20 protein-coding genes are annotated in these 22004 nt (G+C 71.2%); 14 read left to right on the top strand and 6 right to left on the bottom strand.

Annotated elements, in window-relative coordinates; translation table 11 throughout:
* Positions 1-318 precede the first annotated feature (318 nt).
* The 4 genes from ACFU5F_RS08885 to ACFU5F_RS08870 are packed head-to-tail and all read left to right on the top strand — an operon-like array spanning position 319 to position 3651.
* On the top strand, positions 319-1281 hold the full coding sequence (locus ACFU5F_RS08885; protein ID WP_383884009.1) for an ABC transporter substrate-binding protein: 963 nt from the start codon (positions 319-321) through the stop codon (positions 1279-1281).
* Positions 1278-2051, top strand: a complete 774-nt coding sequence (locus ACFU5F_RS08880; protein ID WP_383884006.1) for an ABC transporter permease — start codon at positions 1278-1280, stop codon at positions 2049-2051. The genes ACFU5F_RS08885 and ACFU5F_RS08880 overlap by 4 nt, the downstream gene beginning before the upstream one ends.
* Positions 2048-2827, top strand: coding sequence for an ABC transporter permease (locus ACFU5F_RS08875; RefSeq protein WP_383884003.1), 780 nt, complete (start codon positions 2048-2050; stop codon positions 2825-2827). Before ACFU5F_RS08880 ends, ACFU5F_RS08875 begins: the two co-directional genes overlap by 4 nt.
* 23 nt (positions 2828-2850) lie before the next feature.
* Positions 2851-3651 carry an ABC transporter ATP-binding protein gene (locus ACFU5F_RS08870; protein WP_383884000.1) on the top strand — a complete coding sequence of 267 codons (801 nt, stop codon included), beginning with the start codon at positions 2851-2853 and terminating at the stop codon, positions 3649-3651.
* A 69-nt stretch (positions 3652-3720) separates the two neighbouring features.
* Here the strand turns inward: ACFU5F_RS08870 and ACFU5F_RS08865 are convergent, their stop codons facing one another.
* Complete coding sequence (locus tag ACFU5F_RS08865) at positions 3721-4404, bottom strand: hypothetical protein (RefSeq protein WP_383883997.1); 684 nt, start codon at positions 4402-4404, stop codon at positions 3721-3723.
* 274 nt (positions 4405-4678) lie between these two features.
* On the opposite strand from ACFU5F_RS08865, the gene ACFU5F_RS08860 reads away from it, so the two are divergent.
* From ACFU5F_RS08860 to ACFU5F_RS08840, 5 genes are all read left to right on the top strand, one after another.
* The gene (locus tag ACFU5F_RS08860) at positions 4679-5335 is read left to right on the top strand and encodes a helix-turn-helix domain-containing protein (protein WP_383883994.1); all 657 of its coding nucleotides are present in this window, start codon (positions 4679-4681) and stop codon (positions 5333-5335) included.
* Positions 5336-5366: 31 nt separating this feature from the next.
* Positions 5367-5897, top strand: a complete 531-nt coding sequence (locus ACFU5F_RS08855) for a toxin-antitoxin system, toxin component (RefSeq protein ID WP_383884160.1) — start codon at positions 5367-5369, stop codon at positions 5895-5897.
* 53 nt (positions 5898-5950) lie between these two features.
* A complete protein-coding gene (locus tag ACFU5F_RS08850) occupies positions 5951-7159 on the top strand; it encodes an MAB_1171c family putative transporter (RefSeq protein WP_383883991.1) in 1209 nt (402 codons plus the stop codon).
* The gene (locus ACFU5F_RS08845; protein ID WP_383883988.1) at positions 7143-8573 is read left to right on the top strand and encodes an FAD-dependent monooxygenase; all 1431 of its coding nucleotides are present in this window, start codon (positions 7143-7145) and stop codon (positions 8571-8573) included. Before ACFU5F_RS08850 ends, ACFU5F_RS08845 begins: the two co-directional genes overlap by 17 nt.
* Positions 8574-8701: 128 nt before the next feature.
* The gene (locus ACFU5F_RS08840) at positions 8702-8929 is read left to right on the top strand and encodes a hypothetical protein (RefSeq protein ID WP_383883986.1); all 228 of its coding nucleotides are present in this window, start codon (positions 8702-8704) and stop codon (positions 8927-8929) included.
* Positions 8930-9003: 74 nt separating this feature from the next.
* Here ACFU5F_RS08840 and ACFU5F_RS08835 read toward each other — a convergent pair whose 3' ends face one another.
* Both ACFU5F_RS08835 and ACFU5F_RS08830 read right to left on the bottom strand, forming a co-directional pair.
* Positions 9004-9723: a 4'-phosphopantetheinyl transferase gene (locus ACFU5F_RS08835; protein ID WP_383883984.1), complete on the bottom strand. Its 720-nt coding sequence runs from the start codon at positions 9721-9723 to the stop codon at positions 9004-9006.
* On the bottom strand, positions 9668-10606 hold the full coding sequence (locus tag ACFU5F_RS08830) for a metallophosphoesterase family protein (RefSeq protein WP_383883982.1): 939 nt from the start codon (positions 10604-10606) through the stop codon (positions 9668-9670). Before ACFU5F_RS08830 ends, ACFU5F_RS08835 begins: the two co-directional genes overlap by 56 nt.
* Positions 10607-10882: 276 nt before the next feature.
* Here ACFU5F_RS08830 and ACFU5F_RS08825 point away from each other — a divergent pair, with 276 nt between their 5' ends.
* Entirely contained in the window at positions 10883-12037 is a 1155-nt protein-coding gene (locus tag ACFU5F_RS08825) for an ATP-grasp domain-containing protein (protein ID WP_383883980.1), read from the top strand.
* Positions 12038-12234: 197 nt separating this feature from the next.
* On the opposite strand, the gene ACFU5F_RS08820 is transcribed toward ACFU5F_RS08825, so the two are convergent.
* The 3 genes from ACFU5F_RS08820 to ACFU5F_RS08810 form a co-directional block, all read right to left on the bottom strand.
* Positions 12235-15282, bottom strand: coding sequence for an alpha-mannosidase (locus ACFU5F_RS08820; RefSeq protein WP_383883977.1), 3048 nt, complete (start codon positions 15280-15282; stop codon positions 12235-12237).
* A gap of 91 nt (positions 15283-15373) precedes the next feature.
* Positions 15374-16714 (bottom strand): 6-phospho-beta-glucosidase, encoded by a 1341-nt coding sequence (locus ACFU5F_RS08815; protein ID WP_383883974.1) that lies wholly within the window; start codon positions 16712-16714, stop codon positions 15374-15376.
* A 157-nt stretch (positions 16715-16871) separates the two neighbouring features.
* Complete coding sequence (locus ACFU5F_RS08810; protein WP_383883971.1) at positions 16872-17621, bottom strand: DeoR/GlpR family DNA-binding transcription regulator; 750 nt, start codon at positions 17619-17621, stop codon at positions 16872-16874.
* Positions 17622-17771: 150 nt separating this feature from the next.
* Here ACFU5F_RS08810 and ACFU5F_RS08805 point away from each other — a divergent pair, with 150 nt between their 5' ends.
* The 4 genes from ACFU5F_RS08805 (at position 17772) to ACFU5F_RS08790 (ending at position 21998) form a co-directional block, all read left to right on the top strand.
* A complete protein-coding gene (locus ACFU5F_RS08805; protein ID WP_383883968.1) occupies positions 17772-18782 on the top strand; it encodes a carbohydrate kinase family protein in 1011 nt (336 codons plus the stop codon).
* 63 nt (positions 18783-18845) lie between these two features.
* The gene (locus ACFU5F_RS08800; RefSeq protein WP_383883966.1) at positions 18846-20123 is read left to right on the top strand and encodes an ABC transporter substrate-binding protein; all 1278 of its coding nucleotides are present in this window, start codon (positions 18846-18848) and stop codon (positions 20121-20123) included.
* A gap of 124 nt (positions 20124-20247) precedes the next feature.
* A complete protein-coding gene (locus ACFU5F_RS08795) occupies positions 20248-21132 on the top strand; it encodes a carbohydrate ABC transporter permease (protein ID WP_383884157.1) in 885 nt (294 codons plus the stop codon).
* Positions 21129-21998: a carbohydrate ABC transporter permease gene (locus tag ACFU5F_RS08790; RefSeq protein WP_383883964.1), complete on the top strand. Its 870-nt coding sequence runs from the start codon at positions 21129-21131 to the stop codon at positions 21996-21998. Before ACFU5F_RS08795 ends, ACFU5F_RS08790 begins: the two co-directional genes overlap by 4 nt.
* The last annotated feature ends 6 nt before the right edge of the window (positions 21999-22004 follow it).

Genomic DNA, 22004 nt, shown 5'->3' with positions numbered 1-22004 from the left:
GACGCAACGGAAACCGCGTGGAGCAGGGCACCGGACACCGGCACCGGACACCGGGCCGAGCGCCGCACGGCGTCCGCACCGGATCCGCACACAAGCAGCACGAACGAAGCACGGGCGCCGCACGGACGAAGCACCGCACCCGCGTACCGTACGCACGACGGTGCGTGGTGCGCACGCTAGGAGCACACTTCTGCAACTGTCAACGGTCTTGCAGGGTAAGGGCATTGACCCGCAACCGGCGGCGTTCTACCTTCCGGCTGAGCACTTCTGTGCGGTGTGCGCACAGCCTGTCGAGGAGCGTTCCCACCAGGGGGAGTCATGCGTCGTCTGCTCATCGGTCTCGCGGCCGGTACCTTGTTCGTCACCGCGACGGCCTGCGGTTCCACGGGGTCGGACGGCGGGGACGCGGGGTCCGGGGGCACCACCACGCTCAAGCTCGGCGTCATCCCCATCATCGACGTCGCGCCCCTGTACCTGGGCGAGAAGAAGGGCTTCTACAGCAAGCGGGGGCTCGACCTGGAGCCCACCCTCGCGCAGGGCGGGGCGGCGATCGTGCCCGGTGTCGTCTCCGGCCAGTTCGACTTCGGCTTCAGCAACATGACGTCCCTGCTGGTCGCCTCGTCCAAGAACGTGCCGGTCAAGGCCGTGGTGAACGGGGTCGCCTCCACCGGCAAGGCGGGCGCCGACTTCGCGGAGATCATGGTGCGCAAGGACAGCCCGATCAAGACCGCCAGCGACCTGGAGGGCAGGAAGGTCGCGGCCAACACGCTCGGCAACATCTGCGACACCTCGGTCAACGAGTCGGTCCGCAAGGACGGCGGCGACCCGGCCGAGGTCGAGTACGTGGAGATGCCGTTCGACCAGATGCCGGCCGCGCTCGCCAAGGGCCAGGTCGACGCGGCCTGTGTCGTGGAGCCCGCGCTGGCCACCATCAAGTCCCAGGGCGGCACCGTCCTGGCCTCGAACTTCGTCGACGTGTCGCCGTACCTCACCGTGGCCATGTACTTCACCTCGCAGCAGTACGCCGCGAAGAACCCGGAGACGGTGAAGAAGTTCCAGGAGGCCACGGCGGAGTCGCTCGCCTACGCCGACGAACACCCGGACGAGGTCCGCGAGATCATCACCACCTACACGAAGATCCCGCAGAACCTGCTGGAGTCGGTCGTCCTGCCCAACTGGCCGGCCGAGCCCGACCGTGCCTCCATCGAGCGGCTCGCCGAACTCGGCCAGAAGGACGGCCTGTTCGAGAAGGCCCCGGACCTGGACAAACTGCTGCCGTGAGAGGTGCCGACGCGCTCCTCGGCACGGCCGGGCTGACGGGGTTCCTCGCCCTGTGGGAAGCGGTCCCCCGGCTCGGCCTCGTCGAGGACGACTATCTCCCGCCGGTCAGCCGGGTCGCCGGTGCCCTGGCCGGCGAAGTCGCCGACGCGGCCTTCTGGACCGCGCTCGGTGACACCCTGACGGGCTGGGCCCTCGGTCTGCTGATCGCCGCGACGGCCGGGATCGTCACGGGGGTCGTCATCGCCGTCGTGCCGTATCTGCGCGAGGCGACGTCCTCCACGATCGAGTTCCTGCGTCCGATCCCCTCGGTCGCCCTGATCCCCCTCGCCGTCCTCCTGTACGGCAGCGAACTGCGGTCGGTGCTCGTCCTGGTGGTGTACGCGTCCTTCTGGCAGGTCCTGATCCAGACCCTGTACGGCGTCCGGGACGTCGACCCGGTCGCCGAGGAGACCGCCCGCTCCTACGGCCTCGGCCCCTGGGCGCGTATCCGGCACGTGCTGTGGCCCACCGCCCTGCCGTACGTCATGACGGGCCTGCGGCTGGCCGCCGCCGTGGCCCTCGTCCTGGCGGTGACGGCCGAACTCGTCATCGGGGCGCCGGGGCTCGGGCAGCGCATCGCGGTCGCCCAGACCTCACAGGCGGTCCCGGAGCTGTACGCCCTGGTCGTGGTCACCGGACTGCTGGGGATGCTCGTCAACGCGTGCGCCCGCGCGGTGGAGCGGCGGGCCCTGGCCTGGCACCAGTCGGTGCGCGGAGAGGTGGCCGTGTGAGGCGGGTGCTGCTGCGGCTGCTGTTCGCCGTCGCCCTTCCCCTCGTCCTGGTCACCGTGTGGTGGTTCGCGTCCCTGGGCAGCACCGACGTGTTCTGGCCGCCCCTGCGCACGATCCTCACCACCTTCCCGGACGTCTGGACGGCCGAGCGGGTGCGCGCCGACGTGCTGCCGAGCCTGCTGCGCCTGTCCGCGGGGTACGCGGTGGCGGCCGTCGCAGGTGTCGCGCTCGGCACGGTCATCGGCTCCCACCGCCGGGTGCGGTCGGTCTGCGAACCTGTCCTCGCGTTCCTGCGGGCGGTGCCACCGCCGGTCCTCGTGCCGGTCATCATGCTGTTCGCCGGTATCGGCGACACGATGAAGATCGCCGTCATCGCGAGCGGCTGTGTGTGGCCGGTCCTGCTCAACACCGTGGAGGGCGTACGTGCGGTGGACTCCGTGCTGTCCGAGACGGCTCGGTCGTACGGCGTCACGGGCGTGGCCCGGCTGCGGCACGTCGTGCTGCGCTCGGCCAGTCCGCAGATCTTCGCGGGGCTGCGGCAGGCGCTGTCGATCGGCATCATCCTCATGGTCATCAGCGAGATGACCGCGGCCGGGGACGGACTGGGCCACACCATCGTCCAGTTCCAGCGCGGTTTCGCGGTCCCCGACATGTGGACCGGCATCCTCGTCCTCGGTCTGCTCGGGTTCCTGCTGTCCGTCGTCTTCCGCCTGGTGGAGCGGCGTGTGCTGGGCTGGTACCACGGTCTGCGCGCGTCCTCGCGGCGGTCGTGGTGAATCGGGAGAAGGGGCAGCCGGCGATGCGCGCCTTGCTGGAAGTGACGGGTCTGCGGAAGGTCTACGAGGGTTCCGGGCGCCGGGTGGAGGCGGTGCGGGACCTCACGTTCACCGTCGGAGCCGGCGAACTGGTCTGTCTGGTGGGCCCGTCGGGCTGCGGCAAGACGACCCTGCTGAAGTGCGTGGCCGGACTGCTGGACCCGACCGCCGGTGAGGTCCGCCTCGGGGGACGGCCGGTGGACGGGCCGCCGCCGGGCATGGCGGTCGTGTTCCAGGAGTACGGGCGCAGCCTGTTCCCCTGGATGCGGGTCCGCGACAACGTCGAACTGCCCCTGCGGCAGAAGAAGACGGGCAGGGAACGGCGCCGGGAACTGGTCGACGACGCACTGGCCTCGGTCGGTCTGTCCGACGCGGCGGGTGCCTACCCCTGGCAGCTGTCCGGCGGTATGCAGCAGCGGGTCGCCATCGCCCGCGCGCTGGCGTACGAGCCGGAGGTGCTGCTGATGGACGAGCCGTTCGCGGCGGTCGACGCCCAGACCCGGGCCGACCTGGAGGATCTCGTGCGGGGCCTGTGGCGGGAGCGGGGCATCACGATCCTGTTCGTCACCCACGACATCGACGAGGCCGTCTACCTGGGCGAGCGGGTCCTGATCCTCTCCTCCTCCCCCACCGTCGTGCGGGAGCAGCTGGGCATCGACCTTCCCGCCGACCGGGACCAGCTGCACACCCGTGTGGCTCCGCGCTTCGCGGAGCTGCGGACCCATGTGTACGAGCAGATCCAGGCGGCGAAGCGGGATGTCCCGCTGGACCTGGGCAAGGGTTGACCGGGGGTGGCGGTTGTCCTCCGGCGCCGTCGGCGACCTGAACGCCGGCGGCGCCGGAGGGGGTGCGGCTCACCGCTCGGGAGAGGGCACCACGCTCAGATGGCCGGTGGCGGCGGGCCGGGGGCGGCGCGTCCTGCGCAGCGGGTCGGACGGGCGGCCCACCTCCCGCAGGACGAGGGTCATACGGTGGTAGCCCATGTCGAGCAGGGTGTCGGGGCTCTCGCCGACGACCCGGCAGTGGGTGGCTCCCCAGCGTGGATCCGGGTGGATCACCGGGCGTACGGCCCCGTCGTGACGGACGGCCGCGGGTCCCACCGTACGGAGCCAGTGCGGGAGGCCGTGGCGGTAGGCGGCGTCCATGATCGGGTCCTGGGCGATCTCCCGGCGGACGGCCTGCAGTCCCCGGTCCTGGGGGTGCTGCTCCACCGCGGCGGCGAAGTGGGCGAGCATCGGCAGGCACCAGCCGGCCTCGTGGTCGCCGAGGACCGTGGCGGCGTCGGGGTGGAAGAGCACGAAGCGGAGGAAGTTGTCGTCCGGCATGGCCGTCGGGTGCGGCCCCACGCCGCTGAAGAGGGCCCGGAACGCGGCGTTGGCCAGGACGACGTCCCAGCGGTGGTCGAGGACGACGGACGGGAACAGGACGGAATCCAGCAACACGGCGTAGTCCTGGAGGTACGCCTGTGCTTCCTGGGCTTCGAGAGTGTCGGGGACGGACCGCGGTACCCACCGCTGCCCTCCTGCCTGAAACGCCATCGGGAGGTCACCCCTCTTGCCTATGCGGCCTTCACGCGGCGCCTTGATCCTGGTGCCCCGGTCGGAGCGGTGTCAACTATCGTGGCATTCGACGTCGGTTGACGGCTGAATCCCGCCACAGTTGTGGCGAGACCTGGATGTGAGTTCGACAAAACCGCTAGTCTCCCCGCAGTTCACGGTGTACTTGTCGGGACCAGGGTCTCGCGCCAGGCTTGGATCCACGGATTCCGCAGTACCGCGAAATTGGCCGGAGAGAGACGTAGGAGACCTGTCGGTGACGGATGGCTTCGAGGTTCCGGACGCCGCGGCGACGGTTCTGCTGCCGGCCGTCGTGGCCCGTGTCACCGCGCTGGCGGACAAGCTGCGCGTACGGCACGCGGAGGTGTTCGACACCCGGCGGCTCTCGGTCGCCTCGGGCGTGCCGGAGGCGGTGGTGAAGGCCCTGCTGAGCGGGCAGCGCGCCGGCGAGCCGGACGTCCAGGCCCGCTTTCTGCAGCGCCTCGACCTGCTCCGGCGCACCCGCCTGAAGCCGGGCGGCCGCAGGTACACCCAGCAGGAGATCGCCGACGGCGCCGGGATGTCGCGCCAGCAGGCGGGCGCCCTCATCAACGGGGACCGTCGGCCGACGATGGAGCACTGCGACGCCATCCAGCGTTTCTTCCGGGTGCACGCCGGGTTCCTCACCGCCGAGGACCCCGAGGCGCTGGCGAGCGCCCTGATGCGGACCGAACAGGAGCTCCTCCAGCAGCTGGCCGACCGCGAACGCGCGGCGGCCGAGGCCGCGGACGACCCGCTGCAGCGGCTGCTGCAGAACCACGGTGTGCGCTCCATCGCCTGGCGGGCGGCACAGCTGCCCACCGACCAGCACCGCGACAAGGTGGCGGAGTGGCTGGACATGCTGCTGGAGAGCGTCAAGCGGCCCGAGTCCTGACCGGGGGAGAACTGTGGGCATCGGAAAGGAAATGCGCCGTCTGTGCGGCGAGCTGGTCGGCGAACTCACGCTGCCGGCACCGGCGGACCCCGCCGATCTCTACGGCGCCCTGTGCGACGCCATGAGCAGGCGCCGCGGCCGACCCGTCCGGTACCGCACGGCCGTCTTCCCGCCGGGCACGGCCAGCGGGCTGTGGCTGGACATGGCCGAGCAGGATCTGGTCGTCATCGAGGAACGCACCGCGCCCGACCACCAGTTGGTGATCCTCGGCCATGAGCTGTGGCACATGCACGCCGGTCACTGCGGGCGGCATGTGGAGGGCACCGCGGTCGCCGCGCGCTTACTGAGCCAGGACGCCGATCTGCGGACGGCCGTGCCGAAGGTGGCCGCCCGTACCCGTTTCGACCTGGCGGACGAGCAGGACGCCGAGAGCTTCGGACTGCTGCTGGCGAGCAAGTGCCGTGCCTGGCTCGCCGGTTCGGCGCTGCGCCGGCCCGTGCGCCGCGATCACCTGGCCGGCCGCATCGGAGCCTCGCTGGGCTGCCGCGGACCGCAGGGCTGAGCGGCCCGGAACGCAGAGACACCGAGACGCCGAGACGCCGAGACGCCGAGAACATGGACGGGTCCAGCTACTACCTTCCGGCCGCCGCGATGACGATCGCCCTGGCCTCGAAGACGCCCGCACTGCTGCGGAACTGGGGCGACCCCCTGATCAGGTCCGTGTGCGCGCTGATGACGCTGGCCGCCCTGGTCTTCTTCTTCGCCGCGCCGCCGACGATCAGCGAGCTCAACCGCGTCACGGGCGTCACCAACATCTCGGCGCCCGTCGTCTACTTCCTGCTGAGCGCGTTCAGCGGCTCCTGTCTGGTGCTGATCATCAACTGGCGTGGCGGCCCGCCCGAGACGACCCGCCGGCTCTCGCGCCGCTGGATCGCCGGCTACGGCACGGTGTGCGCGGCGATCGTGTTGCTGTTCCTGCTCGGCGAGGCGCCCGTGGAGCGGGTGCGGGACTTCGACACGTACTACGCCACCACGCCGTTCCTGCGCGAGATGATCGTGCTGTATCTGGCCGGGTTCAGCGTCGCGGGTGTCGCGATGAACGTCATGTGCTGGCGCTGGGCGCTGCAGGTACGGGGCTGGCTGCGCGCCGGACTGCTGATCATCGCGTTCGGTTTCCTGCTCAACGTCCCGTTCGCGGCGGTCAAACTCGTCGCCGTGGCCGCCCGCTGGCAGGGCGGCGACCTCGACTATCTGAGCACGTACGTCGCCCCCGTGCTGTCGTCCGTCGGCGCGCAGGTCTGCGCGGTCGGTTTCTGTCTGCCGCTGGCGGGGGAGCGCCTGGGTGACTCCTGGACCATCTGGTCGATGTACCGTCGCCTCGGCCCGCTGTGGCGGGAGCTGCGCCCGGTCTGGGCGCAGGCGAGCCACGAGGTGCGGATCTCCTGGTGGGCGCCCGCCCGGCTCCAGATGACCCAGCGGGAGTCCGACATCCACGACGGCATGCTCAGCCTGTACCCGTACTTCGACGCCCAGGTCCGTGCCAAGGCCTACGACGCCGCCGTCGCGGCCGGTTCCGAGCCCGCCCAGGCGCGGGCCGAGGCCGACGCGGCGATGGTGACGGCGGCGGTGCGGGCCAGGGAGCACGATCCGGAGGGCCTCGTCATCAGCTCCGCCACCTCCGAAGCCGCCGTCCCGCCCACCGAGAACCCCCGTGACCTCGTGCGGATGTCCATCGCCCTGCGTCAGTCACCCGTCGTAGCGGCCGCCCGCGAATGGGCCGCCGCGACCAGGTCAGAGAGCGACTTCCATGAGAGAACCCGTTAGCGGCCCGCGTGACACCGCGGCCACGACCTCCCCGAGTGCCGTCGTCGTCGGCGCCGGCATGGCCGGCCTGCTGGCCGCCGCCGCGCTGCGCGACCACGCCGACGTCACCGTGATCGAACGCGACGCGCTGCCGGCGGGGCCCGGGCCCCGCCGGGGTGTGCCGCAGGCCCGGCACGCCCATCTGCTGTGGTCCGGCGGGGCCCGCGCCATGGAGGAGCTGCTGCCGGGGGTCACGGACGCCTGGCTCGCGGCCGGTGCCCGGCGCATTCCGCTGCCGACCGGTCTGGTCTCCCTGTCTCCCCAGGGCTGGGTGCGCCGCTGGGCCGAGATGGAGTTCATGATCGCGTGCAGCCGGGACCTGCTGGAGTCGGTCGTCCGTGCCCGCCTGCTCGCCGGGCCCCGGGTCACCGTGCTCGACCGTACCGAGATCCTGGGCCTGGAGGGCGACGCCTCCCGGGTGACGGGGCTGCGGGTCCGTTCCGCCGACGGTGAGGCGCGGGTCCTCGCCGCCGATCTGGTGGTGGACGCCGCCGGGCGCGGTTCACGGGGTTCCGCCTGGCTCGACGCCCTCGGGGTCGCGCCGGCGCCGATGGACGAGGTCGACTCCGGACTCGTGTACGCCAGCCGGATCTTCCGGGCGCCGGCGGGCACCGAGGAGTACCCGGTGGTCAACGTGCAGCCGGACGGGTCGCAGCCGGTGCCCGGGCGCAGCGCGACCCTCGTGCCCATCGAGGACGGGCGCTGGCTGGTGACGTTGTCGGGCACCCGGGGCGGGCAGCCGAGCGCCGTCACCGAGGAGTTCGAGACGTTCGCGCGGAACGACGTCAGACACCCGGTGGTCGGCGAGCTGATCGCCCGCGCCGAGCCGCTGACGGACGTCGTGGTCACCCGCAGCACGATCAACCGGCGGCGTTTCTTCGAGAAGGTGTCCGGCTGGCCCGACGGGTTCGTGGCGCTCGGCGACTCGGTCGCCACGTACAACCCGATATACGGCCACGGCATGTCCGTCGCCGCCCAGAGCGCCCTGGCACTGCGCGCGCGGGTCGCCGCGCACGGTCTGACGGCGCCGGGGCTCGCCCGCCGGGTGCAGAAGGCGGTGGCGGTACCTGTGTCCCTGGCCTGGGACCTGGCCACCGGCGCGGACATCCGCTACCCGGAGGCGATCGGCAAGCGGCCGAACGCGATGCGGAGACTCTTCGGCCGCTATGTGGAGCGGCTGATGCGGACCGCGCTCGGCCGGCCCCTGGTCTGCCGGGCCTATCTCGGTGTGGTCACCCTCAGCGAACCGCTCGGCGCCCTCGTCAGGCCGGAGGTGGTCCTGGCGGTGCTGCGGGGCCCGGTCAGATCCCCGCTGACGGGACCTCCCCTGACGGAGCATGAGCGGGAGACGGTGCTGGGGTCGGCACGGCCGTAGCTCGCCGGGCGACTTCAGCGCGCGGGAGAACGGGATTGTCAGTGGTGGACGGCAAGCTGGGAGCGTGCCACCCGTACGCCGGGGCGGGCACGGAGTTTTCGCCGATCCGACCAGGGGAGAGCCGTTCGATGCAGACCGCCGTACTGACCGACCGCGAGCGCGCCGCCGTCCAGGCCTATCTGCGGCTGCTGGGGACCGTACGAGCAGCGTTCGACGAGTCCGGGGAGTCACGCCGACCACCCGTGGTGCCGCCCGCCGTGCTCGCCGAGGCGGAGCAGGCGCTGTCGGCGGCGGGGCTCTCGGGCAACGAGGAGGAGTTCTTCCGGCTGTTGCGGAGCTGGTGCCCGGAGGCCTGAGCGCGGGCGGCGACGGTCCGCCGGGGGTCCGGTGGACACGATCCGCCTTCCGACGCCCCGGCGGTGATGACCTGTCAGGCAGAGGCCGGCGACCCGCTCCGGCCGTGGTCGTCACGGGGGACCGACACCGCCGTCGCCACCAGCCCCCGGCGGACGGTCCAGCGTCCGTCGAAGGCGTCGATCCGCCGGCCGTCCACCACCGGTCCGGGTACGAGGAGTTGGGCACGCAGGGTGCCGGAGCGGCCGCCGGGTTCGGCGCAGACCTCGATGTCGGCCTCCGAGAAGTCCAGCCACCGCCCGGTGAGCGGGAACCACGCCTTGTAGACGGACTCCTTGGCGCTGAACAGGAGCCGGTCCCAGTGGACCGTGGGGTCGCCGGCGCTCAGGCGGTCGAGCCGGGCCTCCTCGGCGGGGAGCGCGATCGCCGCCAGGACGCCCTCGGGCAGGGGGCCGTGGGGTTCGGCGTCGATGCCGAGGGAGGCGAGGTCGCCGTCGCGGACCACTGCGGCGGCCGCGTACCCCTCGCAGTGGGTCATGCTGCCGGTGAGCCCGTCCGGCCAGACGGGGGCGCCCCGTTGGCCGGGCACGAGGGCCCGCGGTGTCACGCCCAGCTTCTCCATGGCCCGCCGGGCGCAGGCGCGGACGACGGTGAACTCGCGGCGCCGCTTGGCCACCGCCCGCGCCACGACCGCCTCCTCCTCGGGGTACAGCTCGATCCCGTCGACGGCCGCGTCCTCGTCATGGGCGTACGCCTCCACGGTCACGACCGCTCCCGGGAGCAGTTCCTCGATCACCTGCTTCGACCTCCATCGGCAGAATGCGACGCAGCCTGCCCGGCGGTCCCGGACGCGGCCGCCACTCGCGGGGGTACCCCACGGACACTTCTTCGAAGCGGACCCCGTCCAGCCAGGTGGTCCGCGGGATGTGCAGATGGCCGTAGACCATGACCTCGACACGGAACCGGCGGTGCCAGTCGGCGGTCAGTCGGGTGCCGCACCACATGGCGAACTCGGGGTAGTGCAGGACGTCCATGGGGTGCCGGTCCAGCGGGTAGTGGTTGACCAGCACCGTCGGCAGGCCGGGCGGCAGTTCGGCGAGTCTGCGTTCGGTCTCCGCGACCCGGGCGCGGCACCAGGCCTCGCGGCTCGGGTACGGGTCGGGGTGCAGCAGGTGCTCGTCGGTGCAGACGATGCCGGTGCCGTGCGCGTACGCCAGGCCCTCTTCCTTCGTGGCGCAGCCCTCGGGCAGGAACGAATAGTCGTACAGGAGGAACAGCGGAGCGATCACCACCGGGCCGCCGGGGCCCTCCCAGAGGGGGTAGGGGTCCTCCGGGGTGAGGACGCCCAGTTCCCGGCAGAGGGCGACCAGGTGCTCGTACCGCTCGACGCCCCGGTACGGGACGGTCTCGGTGGGGTGGGTCCACAGCTCGTGGTTGCCCGGCGCCCAGACGACCTTGGCGAAGCGGCCGGCGAGCGTCTCCAGGGCCCAGCGGATGTCGGCGACGCTCTCGGAGACGTCACCCGCCACCAGGAGCCAGTCGTCGTCGGTCTCGGGACGCATCCGCTCGACCAGGGCGCGATTCTCGGGGTAGCCGATGTGCAGATCGCTGATGGCCAGCAGATTCCCGTGCCGGCCGACCGTCGCGTCCACCCGTGCTCCCTTCCGAACACCGAACATCAACACGAGACCACACGGGCCTGCCGGCGGACAAGACCGACCTGCCGCACCGACCCGCCGTCCCGCCCGGCCCGCGCACCGCCGGAGCCCCGCCCGCCCCGCCGCGCAAGGATTAACACGCGCGTGACGTAAACCTGGGTCCCGGTGGCCGTATGATCCCTCCTACACCACCGCCACGCCCTCTCTTTCGCGTACGGCGGTTCGGCGTACCTCCATCCCCCCTGGCCGGGCACGGCCTGCTCCGCCGTGCCCGCGAACCCCGGAAAGGCGGCCTGCATGGTCTCTCGCGTACGCGTCTGGCTCAACCGCACGTACGCGGAGAACGTCTTCTTCATGGATCAGCTGCGGCATAATCCGCACGCTCGTCCGGTGGACATCCATGCCACGCACGGTGACGCCGACTCCCCCGTACTCGCCGCCGCGGACACCGCCGACCTGGAGCCCGAGGGCCTCTCCCCCGCCGCGTACGTCGAGTACGCCCTCGACCAGTGCGCCAAGCGCGGCATCGACGTGTTCGTGCCCCGGCTGCACCAGGCCGCCCTGGCCGCGCACCGCGAGGAGTTCGCGGCCGTCGGCACGGCCCTGCTGGCGCCGACGGCCGAGGCCATCGACCTCTTCGAGGACAAGGTGACCGCGTACGAGGCGGTCCAGGCGCACGGGGTTCCGGTGCCGCCGTGGTTCCGGGTCACGAATGCCGACGAACTCGTCGCCGCCGTCGACGAGTTGGAGGAGGCCGGACACCGGGCCTGCTTCAAGCCGGCGGCCGGCGCCGGCGGGGTCGGCTTCCGTGTCGTCTCGCGCGCCCCCTTCTCGCTCTCCCACCTCAGCGGATTCCCGAGCCCGCACGTCCAGCTCGATCTGGTCGTGGAGGCGCTGCGGGCGGCCGGGGAACCCGTGGACTGGCTGGTGATGCCGCGTCTGGAGCAGCCGGAGGTGTCCGTGGACTGCCTCACCGGTCCCGACGGGCGGGTCCGGATGGCCGTGGGCCGTACGAAGAACGGGCGGCGTCGTGGCTTCAGCCAGAACCCCGCGTGGATCGAGCCCGCGCGGCGGATCGCGGAGGGGTTCGGGCTGCACCACCTCACGAACATCCAGTTCCGGATGTTCGGCGACGAGCCGGTGCTGATGGACGTCAACACGCGCCCGGCGGGTGGCCTGCACCAGCTCGCGCTGTGCGGGATCAACGCGCCGTGGGCCGCTGTGCGGTTGGCGCTCGGCGAGGAGACCGGGGACGTGGTGCCGACGCGGCTGGGGCAGGACTACACGGTCGTGTCGGGGACGCGGCCGGTGCGGCCCGTCGTGCTGCCGCACCAGGTCGAGACGCCGGTCGCCGTCGTGGTTCCCGAGCCGGAGTCCGTGGAGGCGCGGACGCTCGCGGTGGGAACACCTGTCGCCTGCAAGCCGTCCGCGGACCGGCCGCTGGCGGTCTGAGGGCCGGAGGGCCCGCCTCTGCGGGCCTGAGAAGCACGGGGCGCAGCCCCCGCTTTTCAGGGGCGCGGCGAACTGCGCGAGAAACCCCACCGGCCCCGCACCCGAGAACGCGCCCCCGCCCGCCCCCACCAGCAGACCATGCCGCGGCGGACGACGTGTCCGCCGCGGCCCGGCTCAGCGCTTGCCGGGAAGGACGGTCACCGCTCCCCCACCGCCAGCCGCAGGGTCTGCACCTCGAACGGCCGCAGGGTCACCGGGACGCCGTTCCCCTCCGTGGCGGCCTCGGACAGGGGACGCTCCAGCAGGTCGGTGATCCGGGCCCCGGCGAGCGGGAAGCCGGTGCGCAGGACGCCCCGGGCCCGGCCGCCGCTCGACTCGTAGATGCGGACCACGACGTCCCCGGAAGCGTCGTCGGCGAGCTTGACCGCCTCGACGGTCACCCCGGCGCCGTCGACGGAGACGACCGGCTCGGGGGCACCCGCCGCGTCGGCGACGCGCAGCGGCAGGTTGAGGGCGTAGCCCTCGGCGACCGCGTCCTCGATGGTCGCGCCGGGGAGCAGGGAGTAGACGAGGCGGTGCCTGCCCTGGTCGGCCTCGGGGTCCGGGATGCGCGGGGCGCGCACCAGGCTGAGGCGGACCGTGGTGGTCGTACCGCCGTCCTCGCGGACCGTGCGGGTGACGTCGTGGCCGTAGGTGGAGTCGTTGATCACCGCCACGCCGTAGCCGGGCTCACCGACGTGCACCCAGCGGTGTCCGGAGACCTCGAAGCGGGCGGCCTCCCAGGTGGTGTTGGTGTGGGTGGGGCGCTGGATGTGGCCGAACTGGATCTCGGCGGAGGAGTGGGCCGCACGGACGTCGATCGGGAAGCCGGCCTTGAGGAACTTCTCGGCCTCGTGCCAGTCGATGTCCGTCTCGAAGTCGATCCGGCGGCTGCCGGCGCGCAGGGTGATCGTCTGGCTGATGCGGGAGCCCTTGCCGAACGAGTGCTCCACGCGGACCGCGCCGATCAGCGGGTCCTCCTCGACCACGGTGACGGACGCGGGGTCCAGCAGATCCGTGAAACGGTTCCGGTAGTGCTTGTCGACGTCCCAGGCGTCCCAGTAGTTCGGGAGGTCGGTGTGCAGACGGAGCAGGTTGCCCTTGTCGCCGAGGACCTCGCGGTCGGCGACCAGGTCGCGGACCGAGGCGAGGGTCCCGTCCTCGGCGATCTCGACCCGGACCAGGCCGTTGTCGAGGACCCGGCCGGAGACGGTGACGGGGTGCGGGGCTTCGGCGGCGGCCAGGGGCGCGCTGCCGCTCGCGGGGACGGTCACGTACACCGGCGCGCCCTCGGGCGTGCGGACCACCTCGGCGCGGTCGCGAGGGCTGGTGTTGAAGACGCGTGTGTCGCCCGCGCCGAGCGCCGCGACCGCCTCGGCCGTCAGCACCTCCAGTTCCTTCGCCACCCGCGCGTACTCGGCCTCCGCCTCCCGGTGGACCCAGGCGATCGAGGAACCCGGCAGGATGTCGTGGAACTGGTGCAGCAGGACCGTCTTCCAGAGGCGGTCGAGCTTCTCGTACGGGTAGGCGTAGCCGGGCACGTGCAGCGCGGCCGTCGTCGCCCACAGCTCCGCCTCGCGCAGCTTGTGCTCGCTGTGGCGGTTGCCCTGCTTGGTGCGGGCCTGGGAGGTGTAGGTGGCGCGGTGGAGTTCGAGGTACAGCTCCCCGTTCCAGACGGGGGCGTCCTCGTACTCGGCACGCGCCTTGGCGAAGAACTCGTCGGGGTGTTCGACGACGACCTTCGGTGAGCCCTCCAAGTCGGCCAGGCGGCGAGCGCGTTCCATGATCTCGCGGGTGGGGCCGCCGCCGCCGTCGCCCCAGCCGAAGGGGGCCAGCGAGCGCGTACCGGCGCCCTTCTCCTGGTAGTTGCGGACCGCGCGGTCCATCTCCTCGCCGCTGAAGCGGGCGTTGTAGGTGTCGACCGGCGGGAAGTGGGTGAAGATGCGGGTGCCGTCGATGCCCTCCCACCAGAAGGTGTGGTGGGGGAAGCGGTTGGTCTGGTTCCAGGAGATCTTCTGGGTGAGGAACCAGTCGTTGCCGGCGAGCTTGGCGAGCTGGGGGTAGGAGGCGTTGTAGCCGAAGGAGTCCGGCAGCCAGACGCCCTTGGTCTCGATGCCGAAGTGCTCGATGAAGAACCGCTTGCCGTGGACGAGCTGGCGGGCGATGGCCTCGCCGCCGGGCAGGTTGCCGTCGGACTCGACCCACATGCCGCCGACCGGCACCCACTGGCCCTTGTCGACGGCCTTCTTGATCCGCTCCCACACCTGCGGGTAGTTGTCGCGCACCCACTCGTACTGGACGGCCTGGGAGCAGGCGAAGATGAAGTCCTCGTACTCGTCCGCCAGCGCGGTGACGTTGGAGAAGGTGCGGGACGTCTTGCGCTTGGTCTCGCGGATGGGCCACAGCCAGGCGGAGTCGATGTGGGCGTGGCCGACGCCGGAGATGGTGTGGGCGCTCGCGTGGGCGGGCTTGGCGAGGGCCGGGGCGAGGATCTCGCGGACGGCGGTCGCGCTGCCGGCGATGTCGTCGAGGTCGACGGCGTCCATGGCCCGGTCCAGGGTGTGCAGGATCTCGTGGCGGCGGGGCTCGTGCTCGGCGAGGTGGACCATCAACCCGCGCAGTACCTGGAGGTCCAGGTCGAGGTGGAAGACCTCCTCGTCGAGGACGGCGATGTCGGCGCGCCGGAAGGTGTAGAGCGGCTTGTCGCCGGCGGTGAGGATGTCGCCGAGGTGCGTGGTCCTCGAGAAGTTGTCCGCGAGGATGTCGGGGTTGGAGGCGGCCTCGACCAGGTAGTCGATCGTCTCGCCGCCGCGTACGGGGTTGCCGATCGGTACGTACTGGTTGAGCGGGTTGACCGCCTTCAGCGGGGTGCCGTCGGCGAGGTGGACCAGGGCCTCGGCCTGGTTGCCGGGCCAGTCGCCGACGAAGCCGAGGTCGACGACCGCCTCGACGCGGCGGCCCGCCCACTCGGCGGGGACCTGTCCGCGCATCCGGAACCAGGTCGTGCCCCACGGCGGGCCCCAGGGGGTGTCCATGGCGAACGGGGCGTAGGAGGCGGCCGCGGCCTCCTCGAAGGGGACGGGCTCGCCCGGGGCCTGCCAGGCCTCGACCTCGAAGGGCACGGAGGCCGCGTAGATCGCGGGCTTGATGCGCTGGGTGTGGACGCGCTCGACGCGTTCCTCGATCCGGTTGCGTTCGTCATGCATGTGAGGTCTCCAGGCGGCGGGCGGAGCAGTGAGCGGGAAGCGGGAGAAGCAGGTCGGAGTCGGGGACGGTAAGCGCTTTCCGGGCGGGAGCCTACTTCAGGTAGTTCAGGCCAGGGTGCACCGCCGTGTAGCCGTCGACCAGGCGGCGGGCGACGTTCACCGAGTCGACGAGCGGGTGCAGGGCGAACGCCTTCACCGCCGTCGTACGGGAACGCGACTCGGCGGCGGCCAGCACCTCGCGCTCGACGGCCTTGACCGCGCAGACCAGGCCGGTGGCGTGGCCGGGCAGGGGGGACACCGCGACCGGGTGCGCGCCGTTGGCGTCGACCAGGCAGGGCACCTCGATGACCGCCTCGGTGTCCAGGGCCGTCAGTGTGCCCTTGTTGCGGACGTTGAGGATGAGGGTGGTGCGCTCGTCGCGGGCGATGGCCCGCATCAGGGCGAGGGCGACCTTCTCGTACCCGCCGGAGAGGTCGTCGGCGTCGCGCTCGCCGGCGCCGGCCGTCTCCCGGTTCTCCGACATGTACGTGGCCTCACGCTCGGCGCGGGTGCGCTCCCAGGCCTTCAGCGCGTGGGCGTCGGGGCGGCGCATCTCGTCGTAGAAGTGGGCCTGCTGGTCCTTGAGGAAGGCGCCGCGGGTCTTCTCGACCGCCTGGTAGGCGCGAACGGCCTCGCGGTTGAAGTAGTAGTAGTGCAGGTACTCGTTGGGGATGGCGCCGAGGGACTGGAGCCAGTCGACGCCGAAGAGTTTGCCCTCCTCGAAGGAGCCGAGCAGGTCGCGGTCGGCGAGCAGGCGCGGGAGTTCGTCGCGGCCGGCGATGTGCAGGCCACGGACCCAGCCGAGGTGGTTGAGGCCGACGTAGTCGATCCACGCCTCGGCCGGGTTCGCCGCCCCGAGGACGCGGGCGATACGGCGGCCGAGGCCCACGGGTGAGTCGCAGATGCCGATCACGCGGTCGCCGAGGTGGCGGGACATCGCCTCGGTGACCAGGCCCGCCGGGTTGGTGAAGTTGATGACCCAGGCGTCGGGGGCGAGCCGGGCCACCCGCCGGGCGATGTCCACGGCGACCGGGACCGTGCGCAGTCCGTAGGCGATGCCGCCGGCGCCGACGGTCTCCTGGCCGAGGACGCCCTCGGCGAGGGCCACCGCCTCGTCGTGCGCGCGTCCCTCCAGGCCGCCGACGCGGATCGCGGAGAAGACGAAGTCGGCGCCGCGCAGGGCCTCGTCGAGGTCGGTGGTGGCACGCACCTCGGGGGCGTCGGGGACGCCGGCGGCCTGCTCGGCGAGGACGCGGGTGACGGCGGAGAGCCGCTCGGCGTCCAGGTCGTGCAGGACGACACGGGTGACCCGGCCTTCGGCGCGGTCCCCGAGGAGCGCCCCGTACACGAGGGGCACCCGGAATCCTCCGCCGCCCAGAATCGTCAGCTTCACGCAACTACCACCTTTGCCGATCATGATGGGGTCCCTCCCGCTCCGGCGGAGCCGGGAGCGGGAGGGTGCGGGCCGTCCCGACGCCGTGCGCGCGGCCCGCGCACGCGGTCCGACCCGACACGTGTCAGCCGTCGCGGCCCGGGGGCCGCGGCGACGGTCATACGGTGACCACGTCGACCCCCGCGTCCTCGAACGACGACCGTGTGCCCGGATCGAGCGACCCGTTGGTCACGAGCACGTCGAGTTCCCCGGGGCCGCAGACCCGCGCCATCCCCGTGCCGGGGAACTTCGCGGAGTCGGCGAGCAGGACGACCTTGTCACCGGCCCTGATCATCGCGCGTTTGACCGGGACCTCGACCACGGTCGTGTCCATCACCTGGCCGCCGGGGCGCACTCCGCTCGTGCCGAGGAACAGCCAGTCGGCGTGCAGCTGGCGGAGGTTGTCCTCGGTGAGGAAGCCGACGAGGGAGCGGTACTCGCGGCGGACCATGCCGCCGAGCAGGACCAGTTCGATGCCCTCGTCGTCGGCCAGCTCCTCGTAGACCACCAGGTTGCTGGTGATGACGGTGAGGCGGCGGCCGTGCAGCTGCCGGGCCAGGCGGTAGGCGGTGGTCCCGATGTCGAGGAGCACGGACTGGCCGTCGCGGACCATCGAGGCGGCCTTCGCCGCTATCGCGTCCTTCTCGGCCACCCGCACCTCGGCGACCTCGGCGAAGGGCTGGTCTCCCTCGTCCACGACCGCGCCGCCGTGCACGCGGGTGAGCAGCCCCTCCTCCTCCAGCCTGACGAGGTCACGGCGGATGGTGGCGGGGCTCACACCGAGTTGTTCGGACAAGTCGGTGACGGCCGCCGGGCCCCCTGACCGCAGGGCCCGCAGGATGAGTTGGTGTCTACGCTCTGCCAGCACGCGCTGAACAGTACTCGTCATTCGCAATCATTTCTATGCTCACTTCTGCTCGACTCTTGCCAAACCTCTCGGAGGCGCGCACGATCTGTGCACCGAAATTGAAGACTTTTGAAGAGTGATCTTCGAACGTCTCGACGAGAGGGTGCACGCGTGGACGACGACCGGCCCGATGTGCTGCTGACCGGGCTGCTCTTCTACGACCTCGTGCTCACGGGGCTGGGCAAGCCGCCCACCCCCGGTGAGGAGATCTGGACCGACGGCATGGGCTGCGGTCCGGGCGGCATCGCCAACCTGGCGGTGGCGGCGGCCCGTTTCGGCCTGCGGACCTCCCTGGCCACCGTGTTCGGCGACGACTACTACGGCGCGTACTGCCGTGACGTCCTCGCCGGCCAGGAGAACGTCGACCTCTCCCTCTCCCGCACCGCCGACGGCTGGCACACCCCGGTCACCGTCTCCCTCGCGCACGGTCACGACCGCGCCCTGGTCACCCACGGCCAGGAACCCCCGTACTCGCAGGACGTGTTGATGGGCGACCCGCCCGAGTCGCGCACGGCGCTGGTCCACATCGAGGCCGAGCCGCGCGCTTGGCTCGCCAAGGCCGCCGCCAACGGCACGCACATCTACGCGGACGTCGGCTGGGACCCCACCCAGCGGTGGTCGCGCGACCTGCTCGACCAACTCGCCCTGTGCCACGCCTTCCTCCCCAACGAGACCGAGGCGATGGCGTACACCCGCACCGACAGCGCGGTGGCCGCGCTCGGCACGCTGAGCGAACTGGTGCCGGTGGCCGTGGTCACCCGCGGCGGCGAGGGCGCGGTCGCGGTGGACCAGACGACCGGGGAGTACGCGGAGGTCCCGGCCCTGGACGTCGACGTGCTCGACGCGACGGGCGCCGGTGACGTCTTCGGCGCGAGCTTCGTCGCCGCCTCCCTCGACGGCTGGCCCCTGGCGGAACGGCTGCGGTTCGCGGTCCTGTCCGCCGGGCTGTCGGTCGGCCACCACGGCGGAGGTCTGGCGGCCCCCGGCTGGTACGGCGTCGACCGCTGGTGGCGCTCGCTGACCGACCCCGGCCTGCGGAGGGCCTACGGGTTCCTGCCGGACCGCATTCCCGCCCACGTCGGCCCGCCGGTGCGCCACGCCCCGGTCACCCCGCCCGCGTGAGACCCACCCACCCCCGCACCACAGCCCCGCAGTACCACGAACAGGAACAAACAGGAGTGACTCGTGGACCTTTCCCGTAGAGGCTTCCTCCAGGCTGCCGTGTTCACCGCGGCGGCCTCCGGCCTGACCGTCGCATGCGGCGGCTCGGAATCCGGCGGCACCAAGAACGGCAAGAGCCTCACCATGTGGTACTGGGGCGGAGCCCTCAGCGACAAGGTGGTCGCCGAGGCCAAGGCGCACTTCAAGAGCCGGATCAAGCTGACCAGTTCCTCCATCGGCGGCGACTTCAAGCAGAAGCTCACCACCACCCTCGCGGCCGGCGGCTCCTCCGTGCCGGACATCACCGGCATCAAGGGCGAGGACATCGCCTCCTTCCTGCCCAACGCCGACCGCTTCCTCGACCTGAACGACCTGGGCTTCAAGAAGATCTCCTCGCAGTACCTGGAGTGGAAGACCAAGCTCGCCCAGACCGAGGACGGCAAGCAGATCGGGTTCCCGATCGACATCGGCCCCACCGCGCTCTTCTACCGCGCCGACCAGTTCGAGAAGGCGGGGCTGCCCAGCGACCCGGCGAAGGTCGCCGCCGAGGCCAAGACCTGGGACGACTACTTCGCGCTCGGCACGGAGCTGAAGAAGGCGCTGCCCGGCACCTTCCTCATCAACAACATGGGCTCGGTGTTCAGCATCGCGGTCGGCCAGGGCACCGAACGGTTCATCGACAAGGACAACCACTTCATCGGCGACCAGGACCACATCCGCGCCGCGTGGGACCACGCGATACGCGCCTACACGCTCGGCCTCGACGCCAAGATCAACGACCAGAGCTGGAACGCGGCCGTCGGCAAGACCCTGACCACCGAGGTCGGCGCGGCCTGGCACGCGCTGGACATCGAGTCGGCGGCGCCGAACACCAAGGGCAAGTGGCGGGTCACCGCGACCCCGGGCGGCCCGGCCAACCAGGGCGGCTCCTACCTGACCCTGCCCAAGCAGTGCCGCAACCCCGAAGAGGCCTTCAAGATCATCAGCTGGATCCTCGGCCCGGACAACAACGCCAAGAGCTTCACCGACGCCGCCATCTTCCCCGCCTCCCCGGCCACGTACACGATGCCGGCCATGACGGGCCCGGACGCCTTCTTCGGCGGACAGAAGATCATCGAGGTCTTCGGCCCGGCCGCCGAGGCCATCCCCGTGAGCTACGAGGCACCCGCCGACTCGGCCGTCATGGCTCCCTTCATGGCCGAGCTGACCGGCATCGAGGCCAAGGGCAAGAAGCCCGACGACGCCTGGAAGGACGCGGTCTCCCAGGCCAAGCAGATCGCCAGGCGACAGGGGGTGAGGTGAGGTGACGTCCCCTCCGGTCACCGGCCCCGCCACGGTGCACGAGCACCGTGGCGGGGCGGGCCCGGCCCGCTTCCGCCCGCGGCGCACCCCGCCCGCGGGCGCCCTGCGGCCCACCCGCCGCGGGGTGCTGTCGTACTGGCGGCAGTACCTGGCGATCTCGCCCTTCTACCTGATCTTCCTCGGCTTCTCCTTCGTCCCCGTCCTCTACTCGCTCTACCTGTCCTTCCAGCGCTACGACGGCCTCGGCACCAAGCAGTTCGTGGGCGTGCAGCAGTTCGAGTACCTCTGGAGCGACCCGGTCTTCTGGCTGTCGATCCGCAACACGCTGGCGATCTGGGTGCTGTCCACCGTGCCCACCCTCTTCGGCGCCCTGGTGCTGGCGACGCTGCTGCACTCGGTGCGCCGCTTCAAGGGCTTCTACCGCATCGCCCTGTACGTGCCGAACGTGACGTCGATCGTCGCCGTGGCGATCTTCTTCGGCGCGGTCTTCAGCAACGACTTCGGTCTGGTCAACGCGATCCTGGGCACCGTCGGCATCTCGCCCGTGCCGTGGCTGAGCAATCCGTGGCTGATCAAGGTGGTCATCGCGCTGCTGATGACCTGGATGTGGACCGGCTACAACATGATCATCTATCTGGCCGGTCTGCAGGCCATCCCGCAGTCGGTCTACGAGGCCGCAAGGATGGACGGCGCCGGGCCCATCCGCACGTTCTTCCGGATCACCGTCCCGATCATGCGGCCGATCATCCTGTTCACCGTCGTCATCTCGACCATCAACGGCCTGCAGAGCTTCAGCGAACCCCAGGTCCTCTTCGCCAGCAACGCCGCCAACCAGAACCTCGGCGGACCGGGCCAGGCGGGCCTGACCACGCTGCTGTACTTCTACCAGTCGGCCTTCCTGGACAACGACTACGGCTACGGCGCGGCCATCGTGTGGGCCTTCTTCGTACTGATCATCGTGCTCGTCGTCGTCAACTGGCGGATCGTGCAACGAGGAAGGACGTCATGACCACAGCCGCCACGCCACGGCCGGTCCCGGCCGCGAAACGGTCCCGCCGCCCCCGGGGCCTGTCCGCGCACGTCTTCCTCGTCGTCGCCGTGCTGGTCTCGGTCTTCCCGTTCGTGTGGACGATCGTGATGGCGACCAACACCACCAAGGACATCTACAAGAGCCCGCCGAAGCTGACCTTCGGCTCGCATCTGCTGGAGAACATCCGGGGTGTGCTCGACACGGTCGACTTCTTCGGGTCGATGCTCAACACGGTCCTCGTCGCGACCGTCACCACGGTCCTGGTGCTGTTCGTCGACTCCCTGGCGGCCTTCGCCTTCGCCAAGTTCGAGTTCCCCGGGCGCAGGATGCTCTTCGGCCTGCTGCTGGTGTTCATGATGCTGCCGCTGCAACTGGCCGTCCTGCCGCAGTTCATCCTGATGTCCGAGATCGGCTGGGTCGGCATGCTCAAGGCGCTGGTCTGGCCCGCCCTCTCCAACGCCTTCGGCATCTTCTGGCTGCGCCAGTACATCGAGACCGGGGTGCCCGACGAACTGCTCGACGCGGCGCGCATCGACGGCGCGGGCTTCTTCCGGCAGTACTGGAACGTCGCGCTGCCGATGATCAGGCCCGCCATGTCCTTCCTCGCGATCTACGCCTTCGTCGGCGCCTGGAACGACTACGTCTGGCCCCTGATCGTGCTCACCGACCCCCAGCACGTCACGCTCCAGGTGGAGCTGGCCCAGCTCAACGTCGGCCACAACACCGACTACAGCATGGTCATGGCCGGTGTCCTGATGGCGTCCCTCCCTCTGGTCGCCGTCTTCGCGATCTTCGCGCGCGGGTTCATCGCGGGCGCCACCGAGGGCGCCGTCCAGGGCAGCTGACCGCTT

This window comes from Streptomyces sp. NPDC057438, assembly GCF_042802995.1.
Taxonomy (GTDB): Bacteria; Actinomycetota; Actinomycetes; order Streptomycetales; family Streptomycetaceae; genus Streptomyces.
Note: the sequence above shows the minus strand (reverse complement) of the source record. Positions and strands in the feature narration are given on the sequence as shown.